The organism is Pseudahrensia aquimaris, assembly GCF_042676045.1.
In the GTDB taxonomy this organism is placed as follows: domain Bacteria; phylum Pseudomonadota; class Alphaproteobacteria; order Rhizobiales; family Rhizobiaceae; genus Pseudahrensia; species Pseudahrensia aquimaris.
The window spans coordinates 658,482-681,324 of the sequence record NZ_JBHTJV010000003.1; the positions used below are offsets into that span (position 1 = coordinate 658,482).

Below are 22,843 nucleotides of genomic sequence, written 5' to 3' on the forward strand. Positions count from 1 at the left end.
AAGGGCGTTTTCACATTTTGTCTGCCCCTTTGAAGGCCGAAAGCTATGCGGAAAGCCGCACGTTGTAAACGCTGCAAACAGCCGGAATGAATGCGTCTTTCGTCTCGACAGAACAAAGCTGCCATGCTGAAAACACGCACGACAATACAGGGAGGCACGGGCAACGCGATGTTCAGTGACAGGATCGAGGGCAAGTGGATTGCGAGCTTTGCACGGCTGTTTGAATTAAGCGGCGTAGCGGCGGGCGATGAGGTGGTTATTGTCTCCGAGACACAGTCGCGCCAACTCAACGTGCATCTGAGCGAACTGGCGCTGGTTCAACTTGGCGCTCGCCCCTTGCATGTGGTGCTGACAACGCCTGCGCAATCAGCGCCTGTTCCCATCCGCTCGACCGGCACCACAGCAGCAATTGCCCATAGTGTGCCAGCGCTCGCAGCGCTTTCCTTCGGCGGATTGGTCGTCGATTGCACGCTGGAAGGCATGTTGCATGCGCCTGAGTTGCCAACCATTTTAAAGGCCGGTTCGCGCGTGGTGATGGTGTCCAACGAACACCCCGACATTCTGGAGCGTGTGGGCCATGATGAGGGTCTGAAAGAACGCGTAAAGGCAGGCATGAAGATGATGCGCGGCGCCAAAGAAATGCGAGTCACGTCTGAAGCTGGAACCGACCTGACCATCAGAATGGAAGGTGCAGTTGTTGGCGGTGGATGGGGCTACACGACCACACCGGGAACGATCACCAATTGGCCGGGCGGACTGTGCCTCGCCTTCCCTGCACGTGGCACGGTGAACGGCTCGCTCGTTCTTGCCAAGGGCGACCAGAACCTCACCTTCAAACGCACGATGGAAGACGAAGTGCGGCTGACATTCGAGAACGATTACATCCGCGCCATCGAAGGCGATCATATGGATGGCGATTTGCTGCGCGAATACATCGCCGTTTGGAACGAAGAGGATGCCTACGCTATTTCGCATGTCGGTTGGGGCATGAACCACCGGGCGCAATGGTCGGCGATGGAGCTTTATGACAAGAGCGACCATAACGGCACCGAGCAGCGGGTTTTTGCGGGCAACTTCCTGTTTTCCACCGGAGCGAATGAAGTTGCCAAACGCTTCACGCTTGGCCATTTCGATCTACCCATGCGCAATTGTTCCGTGAGCCTCGATGGCAAAGAGGTTGTCGTAAAGGGCAAGCTGGTAGAGGCGCTCGCGTGAGCGTTGCCAGTCATATCGATGAAGGCAGCGGTCCGGCGGTCGTCTTTCTGCATGGGGTTGGCAGCGGCAAAGAAGGCTTTTCGCGCCAACGTTTGACACTTGTTGAAGCGGGTTACCGCTTTATCGCCGTGGACGCGCCGGGCTTTGGGGAAACGCTTGCAAGTGACGCGGGTTTTGAGGCGCATGTGGGCGCGGTCATCGGTGTGCTGGATCATCTTGGCATAGAACGCGCCATTTTCGTGGGCCATTCGCTTGGCGGCATGACGGTGCAGGAAATCTTCGCCAAACACCGCGAACGCGTATTGGCCATGGTGCTATCGGCAACCAGCCCCGCTTTCGGCAAGCCAGGCGGGGACTTTCAGCGAGAGTTCATCGCGGCGCGGCTGAAACCGTTCGAGCAGGGGATGACCATGCCGCAATTCGCAGCGTCCTTTGCCGAGAAGCTAATCGGCCCGTCTCCGGAGGAAGGAACGTTGAGTGAAATAATCGACGTCATGTCCGCTGTCCCGGTTGAAAGCTACATCGCCGCCATGCGAACGATCACTACCTTTGATCGGCGAGAGCAGCTTGGCGCTGTCGACGTTCCAACTCTGTTGATCGCCGGAAGCCATGACACCAATTCGCCTGCGCCGATGATGGAAAAAATGGCAAGCAAGATTCCTCACGCACACTTTATTCTTCTCGATCAAACTGGCCACATGGCCCCGATTGAAAATTCGCGCCAATTCAATCACCATGTGCTGGAGTTTTTGGGAGCCGTATCACCATGTTGAACAAGTTGCCTGTCGCCAAAGCCGGAATGAGCGCGGAAGAATTGATCGCCATCGCCCGCGAATTGGGCGAGATGCGGTTTGCGCCGCGCTCCGCAGAATATGACCGTGAGGCGAAGTTTCCGACCGAGAATTACGAAGACCTGCGCCGTGCGGGTTTTCTCGCGCTAACGATTCCAGCAGAATACGGCGGTATCGGCGCAGATTTTGAAACGTATTGCCGCGTATCCGCAGAACTTGGCCGCTGGTGCGGTGCGACAGCGCTGACCTTCAACATGCACGCGCAGACGACGTTCTGGACGGGAGCGATGTTCGATTCGCTGCCCATTGATGATGATGTTCGGGCCACTCAAAACGCAAGGCGGGCGAAGCTCTACGATTGTGTTGTGAACGGCGAAGGCATCTTCGCACAGCCGTTTTCCGAGCCGAATTCGGCCGCTGCCGCGGGCAAAGCACCGTTTGGTACAACAGCACGCAAGGTTGACGGGGGCTGGATCGTCAACGGGGTGAAGCACTTCGCATCGCTCGCCGGTGCGGCTTCACACTATTCCATGGCCTGCACAATCGAGACCGACGAGGGCGATCAGCGCACTAAGAATGCAGTCTATTTGTGCGTTCCTGCGGACGCTGATGGGTTCGAGATCATCGGTTCCTGGGATCCGCTCGGTATGCGGGCGACCGTCTCGATGGGGCTGAAGATGGAGGAGGTCTTTGTTCCCGACGACCTGGAATTGCTGCCACCCGGTGCGTACTACCGCATGGCGCTGAAATGGCCGCACATGTTCTTCACCTTGTCGCCTTCCTATATGGGATTACAACAAGGTGCGTTTGATTTCACCGTCAAGTATCTGCGCGGCGAGGTTGAGGGCGTGACTCACAAATCTCGCTCCATCCCGGCCAAACAGCACGCGGTTTCGCGTATGCGCCTTATGCTGGAACAATCGCGGGCGTTGTTTGAAATGACGATTTCGGAAGCGGCCTATGCACCCAGCAAAGAAGCTCGAATGCGGGCCTATGCGGCGCAACACACGATCATGGAGCACGCGCAGGAAATTTGTGCGCTTGCGCTGCGCACTTGTGGCGGGCGCACCTTGCTGAAATCTTTTCCGCTGGAGCGAATGTACCGTGAAAGCCGCTGTGGTTCGCTCATGCTGCCTTGGACGGCGGAAATCACCGAGCATCGTTTGGGCGATGAAAGCCTCTACGAGCCGGGCGAAAAGCGGGACTGACGCGCGTTTCCATGAGATTGGGCCACGCCTTGCGCGCTTTCGCCGACAGTACGCCGGATGCGGTCGCGCTTCGGTTTGAGGGGCGCGACACCACTTTTGCCGAACTGCGCGATCAGGTCTTCGCCATCGCGCAGCATTTGCGCAACGAACTTGGCATCAAGCACGGCGACCGCGTTGGCTATCTGGGTCTTAATCATGACCACATGATCCGGCTGGTTCTGGCGTGTGCGGAAATCGGCGCGATGTTTGCGCCGCTGAATTCGCGTCTGGCTTTGGCGGAATACCGTTATCTCATTAAAGACGCCGAGCCCTCTGTGCTGTTCCACGACGATGCTTTTGCAGAGACGGCTGCACAGTTGGATTTGAGGCATTTACAGGTTGAGGCCCTCGATACCTTATCGCCCGTCTCCGACTTCGAGGCAGCGGGCGAGAGCGGCGACGCACTCTTGCTGGTTTACACATCGGGAACAACGGGCAAGCCAAAGGGCGTGGTTCTCACCCAAATGTCGGTCTGGGCGACGGTAGAAAACGGGCAAGCGCTCTACAGTTTTCAGAGCGGTCAAACCGTTCTCATCACTCTGCCGCTGTTTCATGTGGGCGGGCTGTGCATTCTGCTGCTGCCCGCTCTTGCGCATGGGGCAACGATTGAACTCCACCGCCGCTTTGATCCTTCCGCCGCGCTCACCAGCCTTGATGGTGGAGACATCACGACCACCATCCTCGTGCCTGCTCAAATGGCGGCGATGATGACTCTGCCGGAATGGCCTTCGGCAGAATTCGACGGCCTCAAATACATCGTCGTTGGCTCTTCGGTTATTCCGCTGGAGCAAATTCAGGCTTGGCATGCGCGGGGCATTCCAGTCAGCCAGATTTACGGTGCAACCGAAACCGGGCCTTCTGCCATTGGGCTGCGGCTTGAGGATTGCTGCGATCACGAAGGCTCAGCGGGTACCGCCCTGCCCCTCTGTCAGATTGAGGTGCGCGATGCGGCTGGAAAATCGCTTGGCACAGATGAAGCCGGCGACATTTGGGTGCGCGGGCCAAATGTGATGCAGGGCTATTGGCGACAGCCTGAGGAGACCGACAAGGTTTTGGTCGATGGCTGGTATAATACGGGCGATATCGGGCGGCGGGACAAAGAAGGGTTCTACTGGATCATCGACCGTTCCAAGGACGTCATCATCTCCGGCGGCGAGAACATCTATCCAGCGGAAGTCGAAGCAGCCTCGTTGGAGCATGAAGCCATCGCTGCCGTCGCAGTTGTCGGACGGCCGGATGCCCGCTGGGGCGAAACGCCAGTGGCGGTGATTGAAACAAAAGCGGGGCAAAGTCTTACCGAAGAGACGTTTCTCGCCTTCCTGCAAGAACGGATTGCACGGTATAAGCAACCAAAGTCGGTGGTCTTTATGGACGCCTTGCCCCGCAATGTGATGGGCAAAGTGGAAAAAAGTGTTTTGCGCCAGATGGTGCGGGAGGAGGGTTAGGTGAGCCAGTATAACATCGCGATTTTTGGCGCGGGCCGTATTGGCGGCGTTCATGGCGGCAACATTACGGTCCATCCCGATTGCAAGGTTAGCCACGTTATTGATCCGTTTGGAGACAATGCCGAAAAGCTTGCTGCTAAACTTGAGGCCGTCGTTGCCACCGAAGCGGAAGCGCTGGCGGATGCAAGCGTCGATGCCATCGTAATCGGTTCCGCCACCAACACCCATGCAGACCTGATAGAAAAAGGCTTGAAAGCTGGAAAAGCGGTGTTTTGCGAAAAGCCAGTCGATTTGAGCCTGGCGAGGGTGGAGCAATTGATTGAAGCGATCAAAGGCGAGAGCAAGCCCCTTTTCATCGCCTTCAATCGCCGTTTCGATCCGGGCATCTGGGCCATGCATGAGCGTATTGAGGCCGGTGCTATTGGCGACGTGGAACTGGCAACGATCATTTCCAAAGACCCCGAAGCGCCGCCGCTTGAATACATTCAGGTTGCCGGCGGTCTGCTGCGCGATATGACAATCCATGATTTCGACATGGCGCGCTTTCTGCTGCCCGAAGAACCCGTGCGCGTCACCGCGCTTGCCTCGGCGCTGACCAGTGATGTTGTGAAAAGCGAGGGCGACCTTGATACCGCGGTTATCACGCTTCAAACCGCAAGCGGTGCGATTGCAACGATTACGAATTCGCGGCGTACGACCTACGGCTACGACCAGCGCGTTGAAGTTCATGGCTCAGGCGGGATGTTGCGCACGGAAAACATGCAACCCACGCGGTTGATCGAGGAAAATGCGAGCGGGTCGGTTCACGAAAAGCCGTTGTATTTCTTCATCGAGCGCTACCAGGAAAGTTATCGCAACGAATGGGCGCATTTTGTGCGCGTGCTGAAGGGCGAGGAACAGCCAATTTGCACGATCGAAGATGGCAGGCTGGCGCTTGTTCTGGCGGAAGCGGCTTACAAATCGCTTGCGGAAGGTCGCACGGTGGATGTGAGCGAAATCTAGCCCAAGTCGGTCAATAAACCCACCAAACCATAAACAGCGTTATGCCGGGGAACATCGTTAGGATTATCACGCGGATAATGTCTGTAATCACGAAAGGCGCCACATTGCGGAAGGTTTCGCGGATTGGAATGTCGCCAGCCATCGAGTTAATGACGAACAAGTTGATGCCCACCGGCGGCGTTATCAGTCCGACTTCAACAACGATCAACACCAAAATCCCGAACCATAGAGCGAAGTCTTCCGGCGGCATGCCGAAATCAAGACCGATCATGATGGGGAAGATGATCGGGACCGTGAGCAAGATCATAGAGAGCGAATCCATGATGCAGCCAAACAGCAGATACAGAAACAGCACAATGGCGAGAATGGTCCACGGCGACAGGCCAAATTCTGTCACGATGCGCGCCGCCTCTTGCGGCACTTGAGTAAGCGCAAGAAATGAATTGAGAAACGATGCACCAAGCAGGATGAAGAAAATCATCGCGGTGGAATTGCCGGTATCGACGATTGCCTGCTTGAGTTTTGGCCACGTCACCCCGCCGTTCCATATGGCCAGAAGTGCTGTGCCCGCCGCACCCACAGCTGCCGCTTCGGTGGGGGTGAAAATGCCGGAATAGATGCCGCCGATAACAACGACAAAGATCATCAAAACAGGCCAAACCGTTACGAGCGCACGGAAGCGCTGCGCATACGGCACACGCTCGCGCGTATTGGCGCTTTCAGGAAAGATCCGCACATACACCGAAATGGCCAAAATATAACCCAGCGCTGCAAGCAATCCTGGAACGAAGGCGGCCATGAAAAGTTTGGCGATGTTTTGCTCCGTCAGGATGGCGTAAATCACCAAAATAACAGACGGCGGAATGAGAATGCCGAGCGTGCCGCCTGCGGCCAGCGTCGCGGTTGAGAGGCCGCCGGAATAGCCGTATTTGCGCAGTTCCGGCAAAGCCACCTGCCCCATAGTCGCCGCTGTGGCAGTTGATGATCCGCAGATCGCACCGAAACCCGCACAAGCCCCGATGGCAGACATTGCAACGCCACCCTTCTTGTGGCCAAGCCATGTTTCCGCTGCTTTGAACAAGGCGGCAGACATGCCACCGAGTGTTGCGAACTGGCCCATCAAAAGGAACATGGGGATGATCGAAAATGAGTAGGACGAGAACGTGCTGTAGGTTACGTCTTTGAGCTGGCTCAGCACGATCAGGTTGGAGCCGGACACCAGATACGTGCCGCCAGCACCAACCACCATCATGGCCAATCCGATGGGAACGCGCAGAAAAATGATGGCGATGAGAACGGGAAACGACCAAAGCCCGATTTCGAGATTAGACACGGCTGCCGCCCCCACTCACGGTGCGCACCAATGACCAAAGCGCGACAACCACGAAGACCAGCGCGCCCGCCATGCAAATGGCATAGGCGATCCAGACGGGGAACTGCAGAATGAACGTGGTTTCAAGATACAACCGCTTTTCGCCCATGCCCACAAAAAGCCGCCATGCGATAACGATCGAAAGCACAGCCATAAGAACCGAAACCAACAGATCCGAGATGCGATTTCCCCATTTGCCGAGCGCTGGCATCATCAAGTCAACAGTCGCATGAGCACGACGAAGTGTGCAGAGGGGCAAGAACGAAAAGACCGCGAAGGCCGTTCCAATTTCAACAATTTCATAGTCGCCGGAGATAGGGCCAAGACCGAGAACAGCAAGCTCTCGGCCCGTAATGCTCAAGCAAGTGGCGACAATGATGCCGATCAGAACAAAACCACCGAGCAACGCCATGGCAACCGCGAGCTTGTCGACCCAGCTATCGATCTTTTCCATCACGCCCCCGCGAATTTAATGCCGTCTGTTCCGCTAGGCAGCTTCCCACGGACGGGTAAAAGCGCCAAGCACATTGTTGATGGCATCATCAGAAGTTGACGCGTCGGACTTAGCCACTTTGGCGACGAGGCCACGCTTCTTGTCTTCAATCACGCTCGTCACCTTCGCTGCTACACCCGCTTCTTCCAAAGCTGCGTTGTATGTGCGGGTGATGGCCAGACGGCGCAGGTCTGGCTTGAACACTTTGCCCACGGCGGTCTTGGGCAGCTCATCGAGGATTTCGATGTATTTTGGCGTTGCCGCTTGTTCGGCAACATGCTCATCGCAATAGGCGATCAGTTCTTCCGGTGTTGCGGTCGCGCCCGCGTTCAGTTCCACATAAGCGCAAGGCAGTTCGCCAGCCTTTGCGTCAGGCTGGCCGATAGCGCCAACGAAAGCGACCGCAGGGTGGCCGGACAGCGCTTCTTCAATCATGGCTGGGTCAATGTTGTGACCGCCACGAATGATGAGGTCTTTGGCGCGACCGGTAATCCAGATGTAGCCATCAGCGTCGATGCGACCCAAATCGCCGGTGCGTAGATATTTGCCGTTGGCATAGAGGTTTTTGTTTTTGGATTCGTCGGTGTATGTCTCTCCAACCATCACACCGGGATTGGACACGCAGATCTCGCCCACTTCGTCCGTACCGCATTCGTGGGTCACCGCGCCGCTGGCGTCGCAATGGTAAATCTTCACATCGGTGTAAGGCAGTGGCACGCCGACGGAACCGATTTTCTTCTCACCCACAACAGGATTGACCGACACGAGGCAGGTTGCCTCAGTCATGCCATAGCCTTCGAGAATTTGAACGCCGGTCGCCTTCTGGAACGCTTTGAAGGTTTCCTGCGGAAACGCTGCAGAACCGCTGAATGCCAGTTTCAACGAGGAAACATCGGCGTTCACCGGACGCTGTAACAAGGCAGCGGCGGCTGTTGGGACGGTGACAAGGAAGGTTGCTTTCCAACGCTCCACCAGCTTCCAGAAATTGTCGAAAACGTCATCGCCGCGATAGCCCTGCGGCGTCGGCAAAACGATATGGGCGCCTGATGTCAGACAACCCAGCCAAATGGGATAGGCGGCAAAAACATGGAACATGGGCAGTGGGCATAGAACCACGTCCTCTGCCGAATACAGCAATTCATCCCCGCACCAGCCATTATACAAAATACCAGAGAACTTATGCTGTGCCAGTTTTGGCATGCCTGTTGTTCCACCGGTGTGGAAATAGGCGCAGAAGCGATCCTCTTCGCTCTCCTTGAACGAAAGCGTCTCACCACTTTGAGCTGCCAGCGCTTCGTCCCACCCGATCACTTTCGCATTGTGGGATGCATCTACTTTCGGGCGGATGAACGGGATGATCCACGACAGCGGTGGCGACAGGTGATTGCGTAGATCAATTTCAATAATCGTTTTGACGTTGGGAGCCATCGCGACGGCAGCGGCAGCTTTCTGCGCCAGATCGGTCTTGGGAAAACTCTTGAGCGTGACGAGCACGGAAGCGTTAGATTCGCGCAAGATGCCAGCCAGATGGTCGTCGTCAAGCAGCGGATTCAGCGGGCTGACAATGCCTGCCGTCATCCCGCCCATCAGCGTGATGATCGTCTCGTTCATCGTTGGCAGCATGTAAGCGATGGTATCGGTCTCGCCGATGCCGAGAGAGCGGAAGAGATTAGCGGCGCGAGTTGTTTGGTCGGCCAATTGCGCCCATGTCAGCGTTTGCGCTTTGTCGGTTGGGCCGGACTTCAGTTGAAAGCTACATGCGTTGCGGCTGCCATGCGCTGCTACGGTCTGTTGCAGGCGCTGGTAGATGGTTTTAGCGCTCCATCTTTGAGAGGCCGGCATTTCCGCTTCCATGCGGCGGTTGTCTTCACGTTGTTGCACCACAGACATCAAATTCCTCCCTTTCGGCCCACACCAATTCATTTTGGTTTAGGTAGAGCATAGTGCGAAACCTCACAACATCGGGCAGGCGGAACCAATAAGCACAACGCAGAACGACGACAGCTAGGGGTGGACGAGCACTATGACGTATCGTTTAATCACGTCCCGGGGGCGTGGGAACAAGAAGGGGCATTAGGCATGGCCGACCTGGCTGCACGGCCTGAGCGAAGCGTTGTCACGATCCTCGTAGTTGATACGGTTGGATCGACGGAGCACATCGCCTCAATAGACCCAGATGATGCACAAGCGTTGCTGGACGACGTCTACACCCATATCCGGCGCACAATCGAACGCGCCGGGGGATTGCTGGTCAGCTTTGCAGGCGATGGTGGCGTGGCCGTTTTCGGCTGGCCTGGTTCGCAAGAAGACCACGCCGACAGAGCCTGTAGCGCAGCTTGGGAGATCCAACACCCATCTGAGGCTTCAGAACCTCTTTTTGCCCCCAATGGCAAGCCTATTCGGTTTCGCATCGGTATCCATTCAGGCCTTGTCGGTCTGCGGCAATTACATCTTGAGGGTGGCGCCATTCTCGATCTTGTCGGCGGCACCGTACATTTGGCTGCTGCTCTGGAGAAGCGTGCTCCCAAGGGTGAAATCTTGATTAGCAGCCAGACTGCTCAACTTTGCCGCTCACAGATGCAATTGCTCGACGTTGACGGATTTCCCTCACTCGAAAAGCTGGGCGCACGGCCCCATCATTTGGTCGCCCGCCCCCACCGCATGAATGCTACCGATCTGGCAGAGCGTTACCAGCGGCCGATGGTCGGGCGCGAGAAGCAGTTGGCGGCATTGGTTGCCAAACTGCCGCGAAAGGGCGAACCAAACAAAAGCGCAGCAATCATCGGGGACGCTGGTCTTGGCAAAAGCCACTTGGTCACAAACATCATTCGTGAAGCCCGTAGCCAGCCGCAGTCCATCGAAATTTTGTTGCACGGTGGCGAAAGCCAAAACCGTTCAACGCCCTTTTCTGCCATCCGCAGCCTTATCGCGCAGGCCTTGGAGATCGACTCTCGATCCCCCATTAGCGCACTCGAACAAGCCTTGGCACTGCATGGCGTGAACCTCACCATGCAAGACGCTAAAGTGTTCTCTGAATTCTGGAGCACCTCAGATGCCAAAAAGATGCCAAGCCCGGCACAATTGCGCTCATTGCTGACCCGCATTTTTCTAAAGAGCGCCGTTCAAGGGCCAGTGATGATCGTGATTGACGATCTTCACAACATCGACCCTGAATCAGCGCGGTGTTTTGAGGGATTGGAAGCGGAAGAGACGGACTATCCAGCACTATTGTTGATGGCAGGACGGCGCGAAGGATTGGAAATTGCTCGGGCCATAACCGACGACATTATTCACCTCGGTCCGCTTGATATAGAGGCGACACTGGAAGTTGCACGCGCGTTTCCAGCGGCTGAAGGATTGAGCGAAGAAGTGTTGCTGCTTGCCGCGCAACGCTCTGGCGGGTTTCCGTTTGTGCTGGAACAAATCCTATCGTCAATCGCAGAGCTGGGCGATCAGGCTCTCCAAGACATCCCCCCCGGTGTCGAAAGCGTTATCCATGCGCGGCTGCACCAATTGTCCGACAGCAGCAAGGCGCTTGCACAGGCGCTTAGCGTTCTTGGTGAAAGTGTGGAGCTTGAATTGGCCCGTGAGACGCTGGGTATTTCGGCGGGCGAGTTGCAGCGCGACCTCGTCGAATTGCAGCGCTTTGACCTCATCCATCCACCGCTTGGCAGCCGCATCCAGTTTCGTCACGGCCTGCTGGCCGATGCATGTGCTAACACCGTGGGCCGCGGACGGCGGATCGGTTTGCATCAGCGCGCGATCGAAGCCATCCGTTCATTGCATCCTGCGCTTGACGGCCAGCACGAGCGCCTTGCGCACCACGCCGAAGCAGCGGGAGACGATGCCTTAGCGCTGGAACACCTGTGGCAAGCCGCAAAGATAGCATCGCGCACATGGTCAACCGGTTCGCTGCGGCTGCTCTTTGATCGAGCGCTGCCCTGCATCAAGCGCCTGGGCGCAAAAGCTGAAATGCGGTTCGTAGACTTTGTGCTGCTGTGCTATACGCCGTCGCTGCAACTGGGTGAGCTAACCCAACTCAACCAGTATCTGCCCGAAGCTGATGAGATTGCCAAAAGGCACAATCAGCCTGCGAAAATTTGCGGCGTGCAATGTCAGTTGGCGATCATTGCGTGGTTTGAAGGTCGCTATGAAGAAGGTTTGCCGATTGCGCAGGAAGCAACGCATTTGGCCGAAGCGATGCAGTCTCCGCCGTTGATATTCTCCGCCAAGTTCGTGCTGAGCAGCATGTTTTACGGATTGGCTCGTTTGGATGAAGCTATCAAAGTTCAAACCGAGCTAATCGAACTTTTGGGCGGAGACTTGCGGCTCAAACGGCTTGGCAGCGCAGGCATTCCGTATGCGCTTTCGAGCGGCTATCTCAGCTGGTATCTTATGGAAGTCGGGCGCTATGACGAGGGCTTGCCTCATTCCGTCACTGCCGTGGAAGTGGCGGACGAGGCCAACGACCCCTATTCAAAGCTGCTAACTCGCCTCGGCCTTGGTCGCAATCTGTTGATGCTGGGGCGCAATGCGGAAGCTGAAGCCGAATTACGTTTAGCCTTCCGCACGGGCCTTGAGCACGGCTTTCAACCTGCAACTATTCACGTGTCGGGCCTGCTCGCGATGGCGTTGTCGCGGTTGGGGCGCGGGGCGGAAGGCAAGACGATTTATGAGGAAATGTCAGACAAGCGGTTGAATGAACGATGTAGCGAGTTGGAGCGATTTTATCTTCATGCTGGCGGGGCGGAAGCGTTTGGGGCAGTTGGCGAAACGGACAGGGCTTTGGCGACATGTGCAAAAGCGCTTGATTCTGCCTTGGCTATCAACAACCAGTGCCTCATTTCGCAGGGCTTCGGCCTGCGCGCGCGGCTACGGCTGAACGTCAATCCGAAAGATCCCAACGGCCTGAAAGACCTAGCTCGGCAAAACCGGCTGTGCCGTGAATACGGGCTTGTGGCATGGCAGCCAGAGGCCATTGGCGACATCGCTGCAACCTTGGCAACAAAGGAGCCTGTTGAACGGCCCGCTGCTCTGTAATGCCTAATGGTGGCGCTGCGGAAGCACCTCATTGAAACGAACCTTGTAGCCCCGCGCCATCCGCAGAAACGTCTGCACTTCACCCTCCGGCCCTGCAATCGCGCGCATGCCTTTGAGTCGTGCTGCCGCCTTTAGGCACTCACTCATCACCAGAAGTGCGAGCCGGTCGCGGCCCCAACATTCGCGCCCGCCGCCGGGTGCGCCGAAGAGCATGTAGTTTTCATAATCCCTTTTGGCACCTTGATCGAACGGATGGAGCGAAAATTCCTGACTGTTGGGAAAAGCGGCGATATCCAAATTCGCGGCTGCCATAATGGCTGCCACCCATTCGTCCTTTTTCACCTTACCGCCGCTCGGCAGCACAGTGTCCTGCATCGCTTGGCGCATGATAAGGCGAACCGTTGGATTGATGCGCAGGATCTCATAGATGAAACGGTTTATGCCGGAGACGCTTGCGTCTCCCTTGAACAGCGGCTTGCTTTGCAACATTGAGATGAGATGCGGTAGATCGAGATTGAGCTTCACAGATTCCTGCATCATCGCCGCGAAATTGACAGGAATTGTTGCGACGGGCGAACCGACAAGTTCCAGCAGCAGCCCCCGCACATCATTGAGATAGTCAGCACGGGTGCGCTTGTATTTTGCCATTATCTGCGGAGCAATGAGCAGCAGGCAATCGAGCAGTGTGAGTGGTCTGTCACCAGGGTCATTTCCGAAATCCAGCGGCATATTCTGCGAGGCTTTCGCCAGCAAAACATCGAAATGGCCGAACATTTCCGCTGCCGCCTGATTACCAAGCGCTTTTAACGCCTTCACTTGCGGCACATTGCCAACGATATCCAGCAGCAGCAGAATTGACCAGATTTGCATCGTGCGCATGCCGCGATTGGCCGGCATTGTGCGGTCCAGCGTTTCCAACCAATCAGGGTAGACCTGCCCGATATGCTGACGTGCAAACGGCAAGGACATAGCGAGTTCTGTTAGATGATCGGGACCGGGCGTGCCGAAGACTTCCGAAACAATAGCGTAGCTTGTGCGCACAGCCAGATCGTCCACAAGGTCTATTTCTCCAGTCGAAGCGGCGCTCGCCAACGCATTCTCCAATTCACGCTTGGTGATGGCTTCAATCCGCGCATGGGCGTTTCCCTTGGTCGTGAGAAGACCCCACGCTGTGTTGAGCATATCGGTCAGTCGCTCGCGGTCGGCTTCTGTGTCGTCGCCCTTTTGAGTGCCTATCAGGAGATCATGCCCCCGCAGCAAGCGGCGGCCAGCCTCTTGATATTGAGTCACCGAAAAGAGCGGATCACGAGCCTTGTCGACCCCGCTGATGACGGCCTTGGCGTCGGCATGTTTTGCCAGGAAGACCACGGACTTCGGCATAAGCGCGTCTTCAAGAATGAAATTGTCGTTCCCGGGTTCTTCGTCTGCCAAGTTTATGGGCGCGGCGGGCATGGGCACGCGCACGATTGGGGTCTTGCCGGCAATCATCGCTCGCGCCCAATCTTGGAGGCGTTCGGGGTCAAAAAGTGTTTTCGTTTTTGCAGCGCCAAAACCTGCACCGTCATAGGGCAATTCTTCAGGCTTGAGAGCAAATTTCTCGCCCGAGGCGATTTGAGCCAGTGTCGCTACGCCGGGCGCGAAGAAATAATCGCCGCCTTTTGTGGTTACAAACCGAGGCACGCGGGATATCGGAGCAGCGGCCCCAGGCTCCAGAAAGGCGTCTTGAACATCACTGCCGTTGTTGCCCGTGATCGGACATTTTGCGAGACCTGCTTGACCGGAAAACTCACCACCATTGATCCATTTCGACTGAACCACTTCAAATTGCAGATCAATCCGAGCATTGGCGCAGATGAAGAGCATACCGCGCTTTTCCTCGACCGCATTGGCTCCCTGCGGCACGAATGGCCCACCATAGCTTATGCCCCGGCGCAAAATTCTGTGGCGCCGTACATCGTCATTTCCACCCAAATCACGGGGGTTGCTGCGGCGCACGTGAGAACCCAACGGACACCGCCTGCCTTCGGGATCGTCATCTCGAAACGTGAAATTATTGAGCAAGCGCGGGTCGCTCGCGTCCCCTTCGTTATCCGGCTCGTGCACCAGCGAACAGCCGTTTGGCCAACGGCCCATCATTTGGGAAACAAGTTTCTTTTGCGCATCTGGCTGATCAGGCTTTTGGCTTTTAAGAAAATTACGCAAGCCAATTACGTCCTGTTCCAGCTTGCGAAAAACGAGGAAGGTTCCACCGCGCCGAAGATCCGGATGGGCCGGCTGTTTGGCGAGCCGTCCATCTTCATTGGGTTGGTCGAGGACAATCTCTCCCGCAGCAACGGGTTTCCAAGACTTGTTGCGTCCCGGAGTGCCTCCACCTGCCGGCGGTGCGCCGAGTTTCATATCGACAAAAGGTTGGCTGATGCCATCGCGAAAGCCAAAGTGTTCCATGCGGAATTTTTCGCGAACCACGGAGCCATCATCAGCGACGGTATAGGGGTCTTGGCCGACTTCCAAATGAACAATTTCCAGGCCAATCAACCGGAACAGACCGTTGATCATCGTGCGCAATGCCTCGCCATTGCCGCTGGCGGCTGCGTTGAAATCGGCAATGTCTTCGCGCAGGCGTTTCCACTGAATTTCCTGCGAAGGCATACCTTCCCCGCCGATCTGGAAACCTCCAGTGAAATAACCATGAACCGACTTCTGGCCGAGTTCGCCTTGCCAGTGATTTGGCGCATTTGCGCCAGTGTCGCCCAAACGATCGGCGCGCGCTGCCATGCCCTCCAAAAAGACATCGGGAAAACTGCGCAGAGTGTTCTGGTCCAGTTTCAGCGCTTCAAGGCCCGCGGCAGTGAAGGCGTAGTTGGATGGAACTGAGTCAACTTCGGCGCTCTTGCCTTCTTTGATGGCTGCTAGGCGCGTATCCGTGTCGGCTTCTGCATGAGCCACACCCGCCGACTTACTGATTGTGTCAGAAGCATTGGCAACCTTCATCTGGCGCAGCATTTCGTAGGCGATCACAGTCGGCAAACCGCCATCAAGCGCCGTCAATCCCGCTTTGAGCGGATCTTTGCCGAACAGCGCGTGAAGTGCATCGACACCCTCTGGCGACGCTGCACCTTTTGCAAAGGCTGCAAGGGTTTTTAGGGTCTTTTGCAGCGCTTCGCCGTTACCCGCATGCTCACCCAGAAGACGCTTCGCATCCGACAGGCGGGCAGTCACATCTGATGCCATCTTTCCGGGCAGTGCTTTGGATCTCCTTGCGCCAAGCGGTTTCAACACATCCGAGATGGTATTCAGCAGCGTGGCAAGATCAGCCTTTGCCACCAACCCAAGCCATGCAAGAAAGGCTTTCGCGGGCGCATCGTTGGACGGAATGATCTGGCCCATCTGTGCCATCTGCTCGATCAAATAGGCTTCCGCCTTGCTTTCGTTCATGCGCCGCGGTTTTCGCATTTCGCTGAGCAAGGCTCTGGCGTGATGGTCAGCAATTCCAGCGTCTTTGGCTGCAATCAGATTTTCCACCAATTGCGCAGAGCGCTTCATTTCGCGCTCACTGAGGATGCGGAAGAACACGAAGAGCGACCAATCACGGGTTCGACCATCAGCGAATTTCGACGGGCGCAGCAGGTGTGCTTGCGTGTCGATTGGGGCGGTATTGGTTGCGTTTGGCACTGTCACTCTCCCTTCTTGCGCAAAGGCAGATATACCCCACCAGGTGCCGGGAAGTTTGCTGACCGGTGATGGTTGTCTTGCAAGAATTGGTCGAACAAATCGTTCATATCTTCCACCTTGCGACCCGTCGGCGAACGGACTGTTTCAACGAACAGGTCAAACTGGCGCTTGAAGTCTTGTAAGTATTTGATGTGCGGCGCGGTGAGGTCCGGATAGGCCGAATGGAACAGGTCGGCCGAAATTTGATAGCGGCGTATCCACGACCAAAAGTCCTCGAACTCCTGAACCCCAGGAAAATCCTCAGTGTTTTCAAAAATGCGGTTGAAATAATCGCCGAGGAATTCAGCGATGTCCCGAAAATAGACCTTCAGATCGCCATCGAAAACAACGAGCGTCAGCAGCCAAGAGCGGAATTGCGGTTGGGCGGCGAACGTCTTCTGCATCGCCTCGGCTTCGGCTTCATCAAGCGGCAAGGGCATGAAGGTCGGGTCGGTGAAATCGACTCCAGACTTGGTGAGATACATTTCTGGTCGAATGATCATCATGCGGCCAAAATGAATGGTGGAAATGCGCGTCAACTCCGTGGGGATGCCCTTGGCGGTGCGTTCTTGCACCGAACCCATCGCAAACCGGAGCCGTTCCTCGAAAGTGCGCCGCTCGCCGGGAACGCGGCCTGGCCTGATGGGTGCCATAACCGCAATTTCCGTCGCCTCGCCTATCCGTGCGGATTTCATATAGTCGAGAACGGTTCCACTCACTGTCCAAATCCCCTTCAAGATAACTTGTTAGCAGTCTTCCCCCGTTGCGGCCCACGCACAAGTCCCGCTCGGCGCCTCGCATTTAGGCGTTGGCTGGATCAGGATTGTAAAATTATGTCCAGCGGCAGGCGCAGCAAAGCGTTGGCGTCTATGATACCGGCTCCACAATTTTCCTCGTCCCAGTGGTTCGGGCAGCGCGCCGTTTTTCCGACTGCGCTTTGGAAGAGATCATGAATGGAGATTGATCGGTTTTTGACAAAATCGCTCAGGACATCGTCGCCGTGATGTGCTCGCCACAAGGCGCAAACGCCAGCTACCAATGCTGCCGCGCCCGCCGTGCCATCAACGCGACAGACTTGAGCGTCACTGCCCACCGCTGCGCCCCATACACTTTGGGCCGGTGCAGCAAATGCAATGTCGGGGCCAGTGCGCGAGCCGGTCCAGAGTTTATCCTGATAGTTCGATCCAGCCACGACCACGAATGTGGCAGGCATTTCCTCGGATCCGTCATCCTCGCCAGCACCGACGATTACCACTGCGCCACGCCGCTTTGCGTTCTCAATGGCGTGCAAGTCTGCAGCTTTCAGTCCGGCACCTTCGGCAACCAAAATTGCGCCCGCCCCGCGAAATATCGCTTGCTCGATTTCATCTGCAAAACTGCGACCGCTCTTAGCCGTGCTGAAAATACTAGCAGATGGTGCAGAACCGACGATTTCGCCCGCTTGGCGGCTGACTGCGATGCTGGCCAAGCACGTGCCTACCCGCGCTTGTCTGATGTTGTCCTTGCTGGCTTCAAGCAGTGATGTGCCTTCAAGTTCGGGATGTTCTGCACAAGAAGCGCCCACGAGCGCTATCGTCTGCCCTGCTCCTTTTGAGACTGAAAATTGCCACGCCGAAAGCGCACCGATTTTGCGCAGCGCCCACCACTTGTCGTTGATAATGCCACCGTCTGTTTCTCCGGAAACTGGAGCTTTCGAGAAGGCTAACACTTTGTTGCTCTCGCTAAGTCTTGGCGCGGTTTGAGGGTTCTGGAAGGTATCGTCAGCGGGTGTAGCATTTTCGAAAAACAGCATTTCTTTGCGTCACCAAGTTAAGTTCGAGCTGTGATTTTTTGCACATGTCGTTGTTTTCGCTTGTAGCATTCTCCACACTCATCAAAATCAACGCACCCTTCGCAGAATCCGAAAAGTGCGATAAGCTAGAAAATCAGAAGGTGAAATGCGGGGCATTTCTACCTGAGCATTTTTGGCGGGAGCGGTGTCTGCAGCATGACTGTTCAGGCAAAAAATTTGTTGTATCTGATTGGCTTGTTCAAGGGATTGAGCGCGCAGGAAACCAATATGATTGGCGATCAATGCGAGTGGATGCGTATTGACAAAAACGCTGACGTGATTGGCCAAAAACAAGACTCCACAGATGTTTACTTCGTTATCGAAGGGCGCGTTGCAGCTAAGGGGTATTCGGAAGAAGGCAAGGAAGTGACTTACGCCGAAATCCCGCAGGGCAACGTTTTTGGCGAGTTTTCTGCCATTGACCGAGCCCCTCGTTCGGCAACAATTCAAGCTATCGAAGAAAGCTATCTCGCCCGCATGTCTGCGGACGCATTTCGCAAATTGATTGTTGATTTTCCGCAAATCGGACTGAACTTGGCGGAGTTGCTGGTGCAGAAAAACCGGCAACTCACAAATCGGATGTTTGAATTCTCCACTATGGCGGTTAGCCAGCGGATATGCGCGGAATTGCTGCGTATGATGGACGCGAGTGAACATGCACGAACAACCGGAGAGATTGTTCCCGCACCATCACACTACGAAATCGCGACACGGCTGAGCACCCATCGAGAAGCTGTGAGCAAGGAGATGGCTTCGCTTGCGCGGCGAGGCATTATCGAGTCAGGGCGCAAGACCATCAAGATATTGGACGCGGAAAAACTGCGCGGTCTGACCCACTACGATTTCCGCTAAATCGTGGTTCAAAGTCGCTCAGTGTGACATTCACCACAGACACGATTTGCCATTTAATTGTTAACTCGAAACAAGCACCAACACCAGTTGACGGTAAATGTGTTGGAGCGGTTTGGATCAGCCATCGCTGGGGGGCGGTAAGATCCAGGTCTTCATGGCCAAACATTGCGGTCAACCCTTGCCGAAGTTCCTCCCGGCAGAGGCAAACGGGCTGGCCGCAATGCCTTTCCCCTTCAGTTGCACCGCGTTTTGACTCCGCACACTATCCGATTACACTCGACCCTGATGCTTCCCAGCTTTACGGATAGAAAAATGCGCTTTTTGCACACGATGGTTCGGGTGAAAGACCTCGACGCTTCTTTGAATTTTTACTGCAACATTCTTGGTTTGGAAGAGACCCGTCGCATTGACGTTGAGGCTGGCCGGTTCACGCTGGTTTTTCTCGCCGCACCGAAAGACAAAGCCCATGCGAAAGAACACCGCTCTCCCGAGCTGGAGCTTACCTATAATTGGGATCCGGAAGAGTATACCGGCGGACGCAACTTTGGGCATCTGGCCTACAAAGTCGACAATATTTACGAGACCTGCCAGCGGCTGATGGACCACGGCGTGACGATCAACCGTCCACCGCGTGACGGGCATATGGCATTTGTGCGGTCACCCGACGGAATTTCTATCGAGATATTGCAGGAAGGTGATGCCCTGCCGAAGCAGGAACCTTGGGCCTCCATGGAAAACACGGGCGAGTGGTAAGCCAATGTCCTCGCTCGACTATTACCTCTTTCCATATTTGGCAGATAATTACGGCGTTCTAATCCACGATCGCAAAAGCGGCGCTACCGCTGCCGTTGATGCTGGAGAAGCGCAAGCGTTGCTTGATGCGCTGGACAAAAAGGGTTGGAAGCTCACGCATCTCTGGATAACTCATCATCATTGGGACCACACCGATGGGCTGGAAGCTGTTAAGGCTGCAACGGGGTGCCAAGTGATCGGGCCAAGCGGTAGTGCTTCGCCAATTGCAGGACTGGACCGGCAGGTAAACGGCGGCGACCATTTCGACTTTGCTGGCTACGAAGTGCAGGTCATTTCCACACCAGGTCATACAACGGATATGATCAATTTTTACTTGCCCGGCGAAAAAGTGGTTTTCACTGGCGACACCCTGTTCTCTCTCGGTTGCGGACGGATATTCGAAGGAACGCCTGCGATGATGTGGAAAAGCCTCTCGAAATTCCTCGACATGCCCGCTGATACAGTTGTCTATTCCGCACACGAATATACGGCTTCTAACGCCGCGTTTGCGCTCACTGTGGACCCCGATAACGCGCAACTCCAAAAGCGCGTGGAGCAGATCTCGAAGTTGCGTGCAGACGGCAAACCGACCGTTCCTTCAACACTGGATGAAGAGTTCGCGACCAACCCGTTTTTGCGCGCGTCTGATGCTTCCATCCGGGCGCATCTGGGCATGAGAGATGCAAGCGATGAAGAGGTCTTCACCGAAATCCGCAAGCGCAAAGATCAAGCCTGAACGGACACAGTAAGGGTTTCGGTCTTGCGGTCTTTTTGCGCCCAATTGATGTAGTCTTCCAAAGCCAAGACAATGTGATGAAAAATGCTGGCCGACACACTGCTCCCGCGCAAGGTGCCGCCCTTGGTTTCCAGACGGTCGTGCCAAAGCCCTGCAACCGAGGGCGATAAATGCCAATGAAAGAGCGAATCGAATATCGCGAAAATTTCCGTGTGTGGACGTCCCAGTGCGATTGCTGCACGCAGATGCTCGCTTTGCACCCAAGCGCGGGTTTCGTTACTACCCGGACCTCTGCCATCGACCATCAGCGCTGAAAGACCGCGCGTTTCGGTCTGACCGAAAGCGGTAGCACTGGCCCAAAGCTGTTGAGCGATTGAGAAGTCCTCGACTGCGGGCAGGCGCTCATCTTCGGCCGCCCACAAGCGCAGCCATTCGAAATGATGCCCCGGGGACCAAGGGCCGGCGCGGTCTTTGTGATCAGGCAACTCGCTCACACGCCAGTTTCGCTCGTCGTAAAAATAATGGAAGAACGCTGCCCAGCCGCCCTCAGCCAGACCGCGAGCGAGCGGATCATTGGTTGCTTTGTGCCAGCCGCTTGCCGCGTCAATGAGATGCATATGCGCATCCGCACTGGCGACTCCGCTGCTGGCTTCAGCGGTCGAATTAAAACCGATGTCGTTAGACATCGCACCGATCATGCGAATTATTCGCTTCGCCAAATCGTCAGCGACGGCTGCGTCCAAGCCTCTGTAGGCCGTGCAAGCGCGCAAAACCTGAGCGAGATCGTAAAGCCTCGTGGTTGCGCCGAGAACATCCAAATTCTCGGTGCGCTCGCTGGGCCATGCGCCGTCTTTGGTCTGCCACGCATCAAGGCAAGCAATGCCGTGTCCCGCTATGCGCCCGGCATCTTCGTGCCAATTGTTCAACGCACCCACGCTGAAGGCGATCACCTGACGCGCCTGTGTGCTGAGTGTCTTGGTAAGGGAGAGGGATTGTCCTGTCAGGCCAAGCGCATTGGAAAAGCCACCAAAACGCTCGTCCACACCTGCTGAAACCCAAAGTGGAAATGCCGACCCGGTCAACCAATCCCTTGCGCGATCCACCCGCGCCTGACTTTCATCTTGGACCACCAAACCATTTTTGCTTGCTTCCAAAAAGCTGCGCGCACCGTCCGCTTGTTCAATTGGAGAAACGTAGACGCACTCATCGGTTGCTATGATTGCCAGTCCTTCCACGCCCTTTGCGTAAATTTTGGAGCCTTGCGAATACAACAAGCTGTCCGTCGTTTCGATTTCTTCAACCGGCCCGAAGATCGCTTGACCGGTTTCTGCCAACCTGTTTTTCAGCAAAGCAGACCAACTGCCGAGATCATCCCAGTCACTGGTTATTTCCAAAGCGCAGCACGTTTCATGGCCTTCTACAATTGCTGTGTCGAATGGCAGCGATAAAGCGGCTGCAAAAGCCTTGCCTAAATACAACGCCCGCCCGTCGTAATGTGCGGTGTCGATGCTGCGCTCTACAGCCCGCATGATTTCCGGTTGGTTCCTGCGAAATGTCGCAACCATCGTTGCCGCTTTGAAGACGAAGATGCCGGTATTCCAAAGCGCACCATCATCGATAAGTGCTTGCGCCAATTCCGGCGCGGGCTTTTCGTGGAAGACGTCGACGCTTTGAACAGAGCCGCCAGCAGCATTGCGAAGAATGTAACCGAAGTTCTCATCCGCCTTGTGTGGCTGTGCGCCGAGAAGCACCAACGCTTCGTCTTGAGCCGCGCTTAACGCAACTTCCAGATCATCGTGATGGGCGCGGATACGACGGATGCAATGATCGCTGGGAGATACGATCATCACGGCATCCGAATCTCGCTGGGCTGCTATGCACGCTGCCAACGCAATACTTGCCGCCGTGTTGCGCGACGCCGGTTCTGCCAGAACGTTTTGAGGCGCAATGCCAAACTTTCCCGCACACAACGCTAGTTCAGGAACATGGTTTTGGTGGCCAACGATCAAAGTCTGCGCGGGATTGTATTTGGACAGCCGCTGCAGCGTTTGTTCTAACAAGGGGCGTTCATCAAAAAGGCGCTGGAACGGTTTAGGCTTTTCCGGTGTCGAAATGGGCCAAAGCCGTTCACCCGAACCGCCGCATAACACACTGACCCAGACATTCTGGCTGAAATCCTTCTTAGGAACCGTGGTCTTCGGCACGTGCGTCACTTGATCCCCCCGAATGCCAAGCTAGGCCGTTTGATCGATTTGATACAAACTGATCCATATTCCCCAAGTCACCAATTCAACAGCAAGCTCAACAATATGCAAG

The 22,843-nt window shown here is 55.8% G+C and carries 16 protein-coding genes; 9 read left to right on the forward strand and 7 right to left on the reverse strand.

Annotation, left to right across the window (positions count from 1 at the left end):
- Window positions 1-123 precede the first annotated feature (123 nt).
- The 5 genes from ACFQ14_RS06620 to iolG are packed head-to-tail and all read left to right on the forward strand — an operon-like array spanning window position 124 to window position 5,700.
- A complete protein-coding gene (locus ACFQ14_RS06620) occupies window positions 124-1,215 on the forward strand; it encodes a peptidase M29 (RefSeq protein ID WP_377211912.1) in 1,092 nt (363 codons plus the stop codon).
- Window positions 1,212-1,988 (forward strand): alpha/beta fold hydrolase, encoded by a 777-nt coding sequence (locus ACFQ14_RS06625; RefSeq protein WP_377211913.1) that lies wholly within the window; start codon window positions 1,212-1,214, stop codon window positions 1,986-1,988. The genes ACFQ14_RS06620 and ACFQ14_RS06625 overlap by 4 nt, the downstream gene beginning before the upstream one ends.
- Complete coding sequence (locus tag ACFQ14_RS06630; protein ID WP_377211914.1) at window positions 1,982-3,214, forward strand: acyl-CoA dehydrogenase family protein; 1,233 nt, start codon at window positions 1,982-1,984, stop codon at window positions 3,212-3,214. Before ACFQ14_RS06625 ends, ACFQ14_RS06630 begins: the two co-directional genes overlap by 7 nt.
- Window positions 3,215-3,225: 11 nt before the next feature.
- The gene (locus ACFQ14_RS06635; protein ID WP_377211915.1) at window positions 3,226-4,698 is read left to right on the forward strand and encodes a class I adenylate-forming enzyme family protein; all 1,473 of its coding nucleotides are present in this window, start codon (window positions 3,226-3,228) and stop codon (window positions 4,696-4,698) included.
- Window positions 4,699-5,700 (forward strand): inositol 2-dehydrogenase, encoded by a 1,002-nt coding sequence (gene iolG, locus ACFQ14_RS06640; RefSeq protein WP_377211916.1) that lies wholly within the window; start codon window positions 4,699-4,701, stop codon window positions 5,698-5,700.
- Window positions 5,701-5,710: 10 nt separating this feature from the next.
- Here the strand turns inward: iolG and ACFQ14_RS06645 are convergent, their stop codons facing one another.
- Genes ACFQ14_RS06645 through ACFQ14_RS06655 form a run of 3 tightly spaced genes read right to left on the reverse strand, consistent with a single transcriptional unit; the run spans window position 5,711 to window position 9,455 of the window.
- Window positions 5,711-7,033, reverse strand: a complete 1,323-nt coding sequence (locus ACFQ14_RS06645; protein ID WP_377211917.1) for a TRAP transporter large permease — start codon at window positions 7,031-7,033, stop codon at window positions 5,711-5,713.
- Window positions 7,026-7,526: a TRAP transporter small permease gene (locus ACFQ14_RS06650; protein ID WP_377211918.1), complete on the reverse strand. Its 501-nt coding sequence runs from the start codon at window positions 7,524-7,526 to the stop codon at window positions 7,026-7,028. The genes ACFQ14_RS06645 and ACFQ14_RS06650 overlap by 8 nt, the downstream gene beginning before the upstream one ends.
- A 33-nt stretch (window positions 7,527-7,559) precedes the next feature.
- Window positions 7,560-9,455: an acyl-CoA synthetase gene (locus ACFQ14_RS06655; protein WP_377211919.1), complete on the reverse strand. Its 1,896-nt coding sequence runs from the start codon at window positions 9,453-9,455 to the stop codon at window positions 7,560-7,562.
- A 189-nt stretch (window positions 9,456-9,644) separates the two neighbouring features.
- Between ACFQ14_RS06655 and ACFQ14_RS06660 the strand changes: the two genes are divergently transcribed.
- Window positions 9,645-12,605 carry an ATP-binding protein gene (locus ACFQ14_RS06660; protein ID WP_377211920.1) on the forward strand — a complete coding sequence of 987 codons (2,961 nt, stop codon included), beginning with the start codon at window positions 9,645-9,647 and terminating at the stop codon, window positions 12,603-12,605.
- A 3-nt stretch (window positions 12,606-12,608) separates the two neighbouring features.
- On the opposite strand, the gene ACFQ14_RS06665 is transcribed toward ACFQ14_RS06660, so the two are convergent.
- The 3 genes from ACFQ14_RS06665 to ACFQ14_RS06675 form a co-directional block, all read right to left on the reverse strand.
- A complete protein-coding gene (locus ACFQ14_RS06665; RefSeq protein ID WP_377211921.1) occupies window positions 12,609-16,277 on the reverse strand; it encodes a cytochrome P450 in 3,669 nt (1,222 codons plus the stop codon).
- 2 nt (window positions 16,278-16,279) lie between these two features.
- The gene (locus ACFQ14_RS06670; protein ID WP_377211922.1) at window positions 16,280-17,035 is read right to left on the reverse strand and encodes a hypothetical protein; all 756 of its coding nucleotides are present in this window, start codon (window positions 17,033-17,035) and stop codon (window positions 16,280-16,282) included.
- Between the two features lie 98 nt (window positions 17,036-17,133).
- A complete protein-coding gene (locus ACFQ14_RS06675; protein WP_377211923.1) occupies window positions 17,134-18,108 on the reverse strand; it encodes a S8 family serine peptidase in 975 nt (324 codons plus the stop codon).
- Between the two features lie 195 nt (window positions 18,109-18,303).
- Between ACFQ14_RS06675 and ACFQ14_RS06680 the strand changes: the two genes are divergently transcribed.
- From ACFQ14_RS06680 to gloB, 3 genes are all read left to right on the forward strand, one after another.
- Window positions 18,304-18,999: a Crp/Fnr family transcriptional regulator gene (locus tag ACFQ14_RS06680; RefSeq protein ID WP_377211924.1), complete on the forward strand. Its 696-nt coding sequence runs from the start codon at window positions 18,304-18,306 to the stop codon at window positions 18,997-18,999.
- 312 nt (window positions 19,000-19,311) lie between these two features.
- Complete coding sequence (gloA, locus tag ACFQ14_RS06685) at window positions 19,312-19,752, forward strand: lactoylglutathione lyase (RefSeq protein ID WP_377211925.1); 441 nt, start codon at window positions 19,312-19,314, stop codon at window positions 19,750-19,752.
- A 4-nt stretch (window positions 19,753-19,756) separates the two neighbouring features.
- Entirely contained in the window at window positions 19,757-20,527 is a 771-nt protein-coding gene (gene gloB, locus ACFQ14_RS06690) for a hydroxyacylglutathione hydrolase (RefSeq protein ID WP_377211926.1), read from the forward strand.
- On the opposite strand, the gene ACFQ14_RS06695 is transcribed toward gloB, so the two are convergent.
- Window positions 20,518-22,740: a sugar phosphate nucleotidyltransferase gene (locus ACFQ14_RS06695; protein ID WP_377211927.1), complete on the reverse strand. Its 2,223-nt coding sequence runs from the start codon at window positions 22,738-22,740 to the stop codon at window positions 20,518-20,520. The two genes, gloB and ACFQ14_RS06695, sit on opposite strands and share 10 nt — an antisense overlap.
- Window positions 22,741-22,843: the final 103 nt, after the last annotated feature.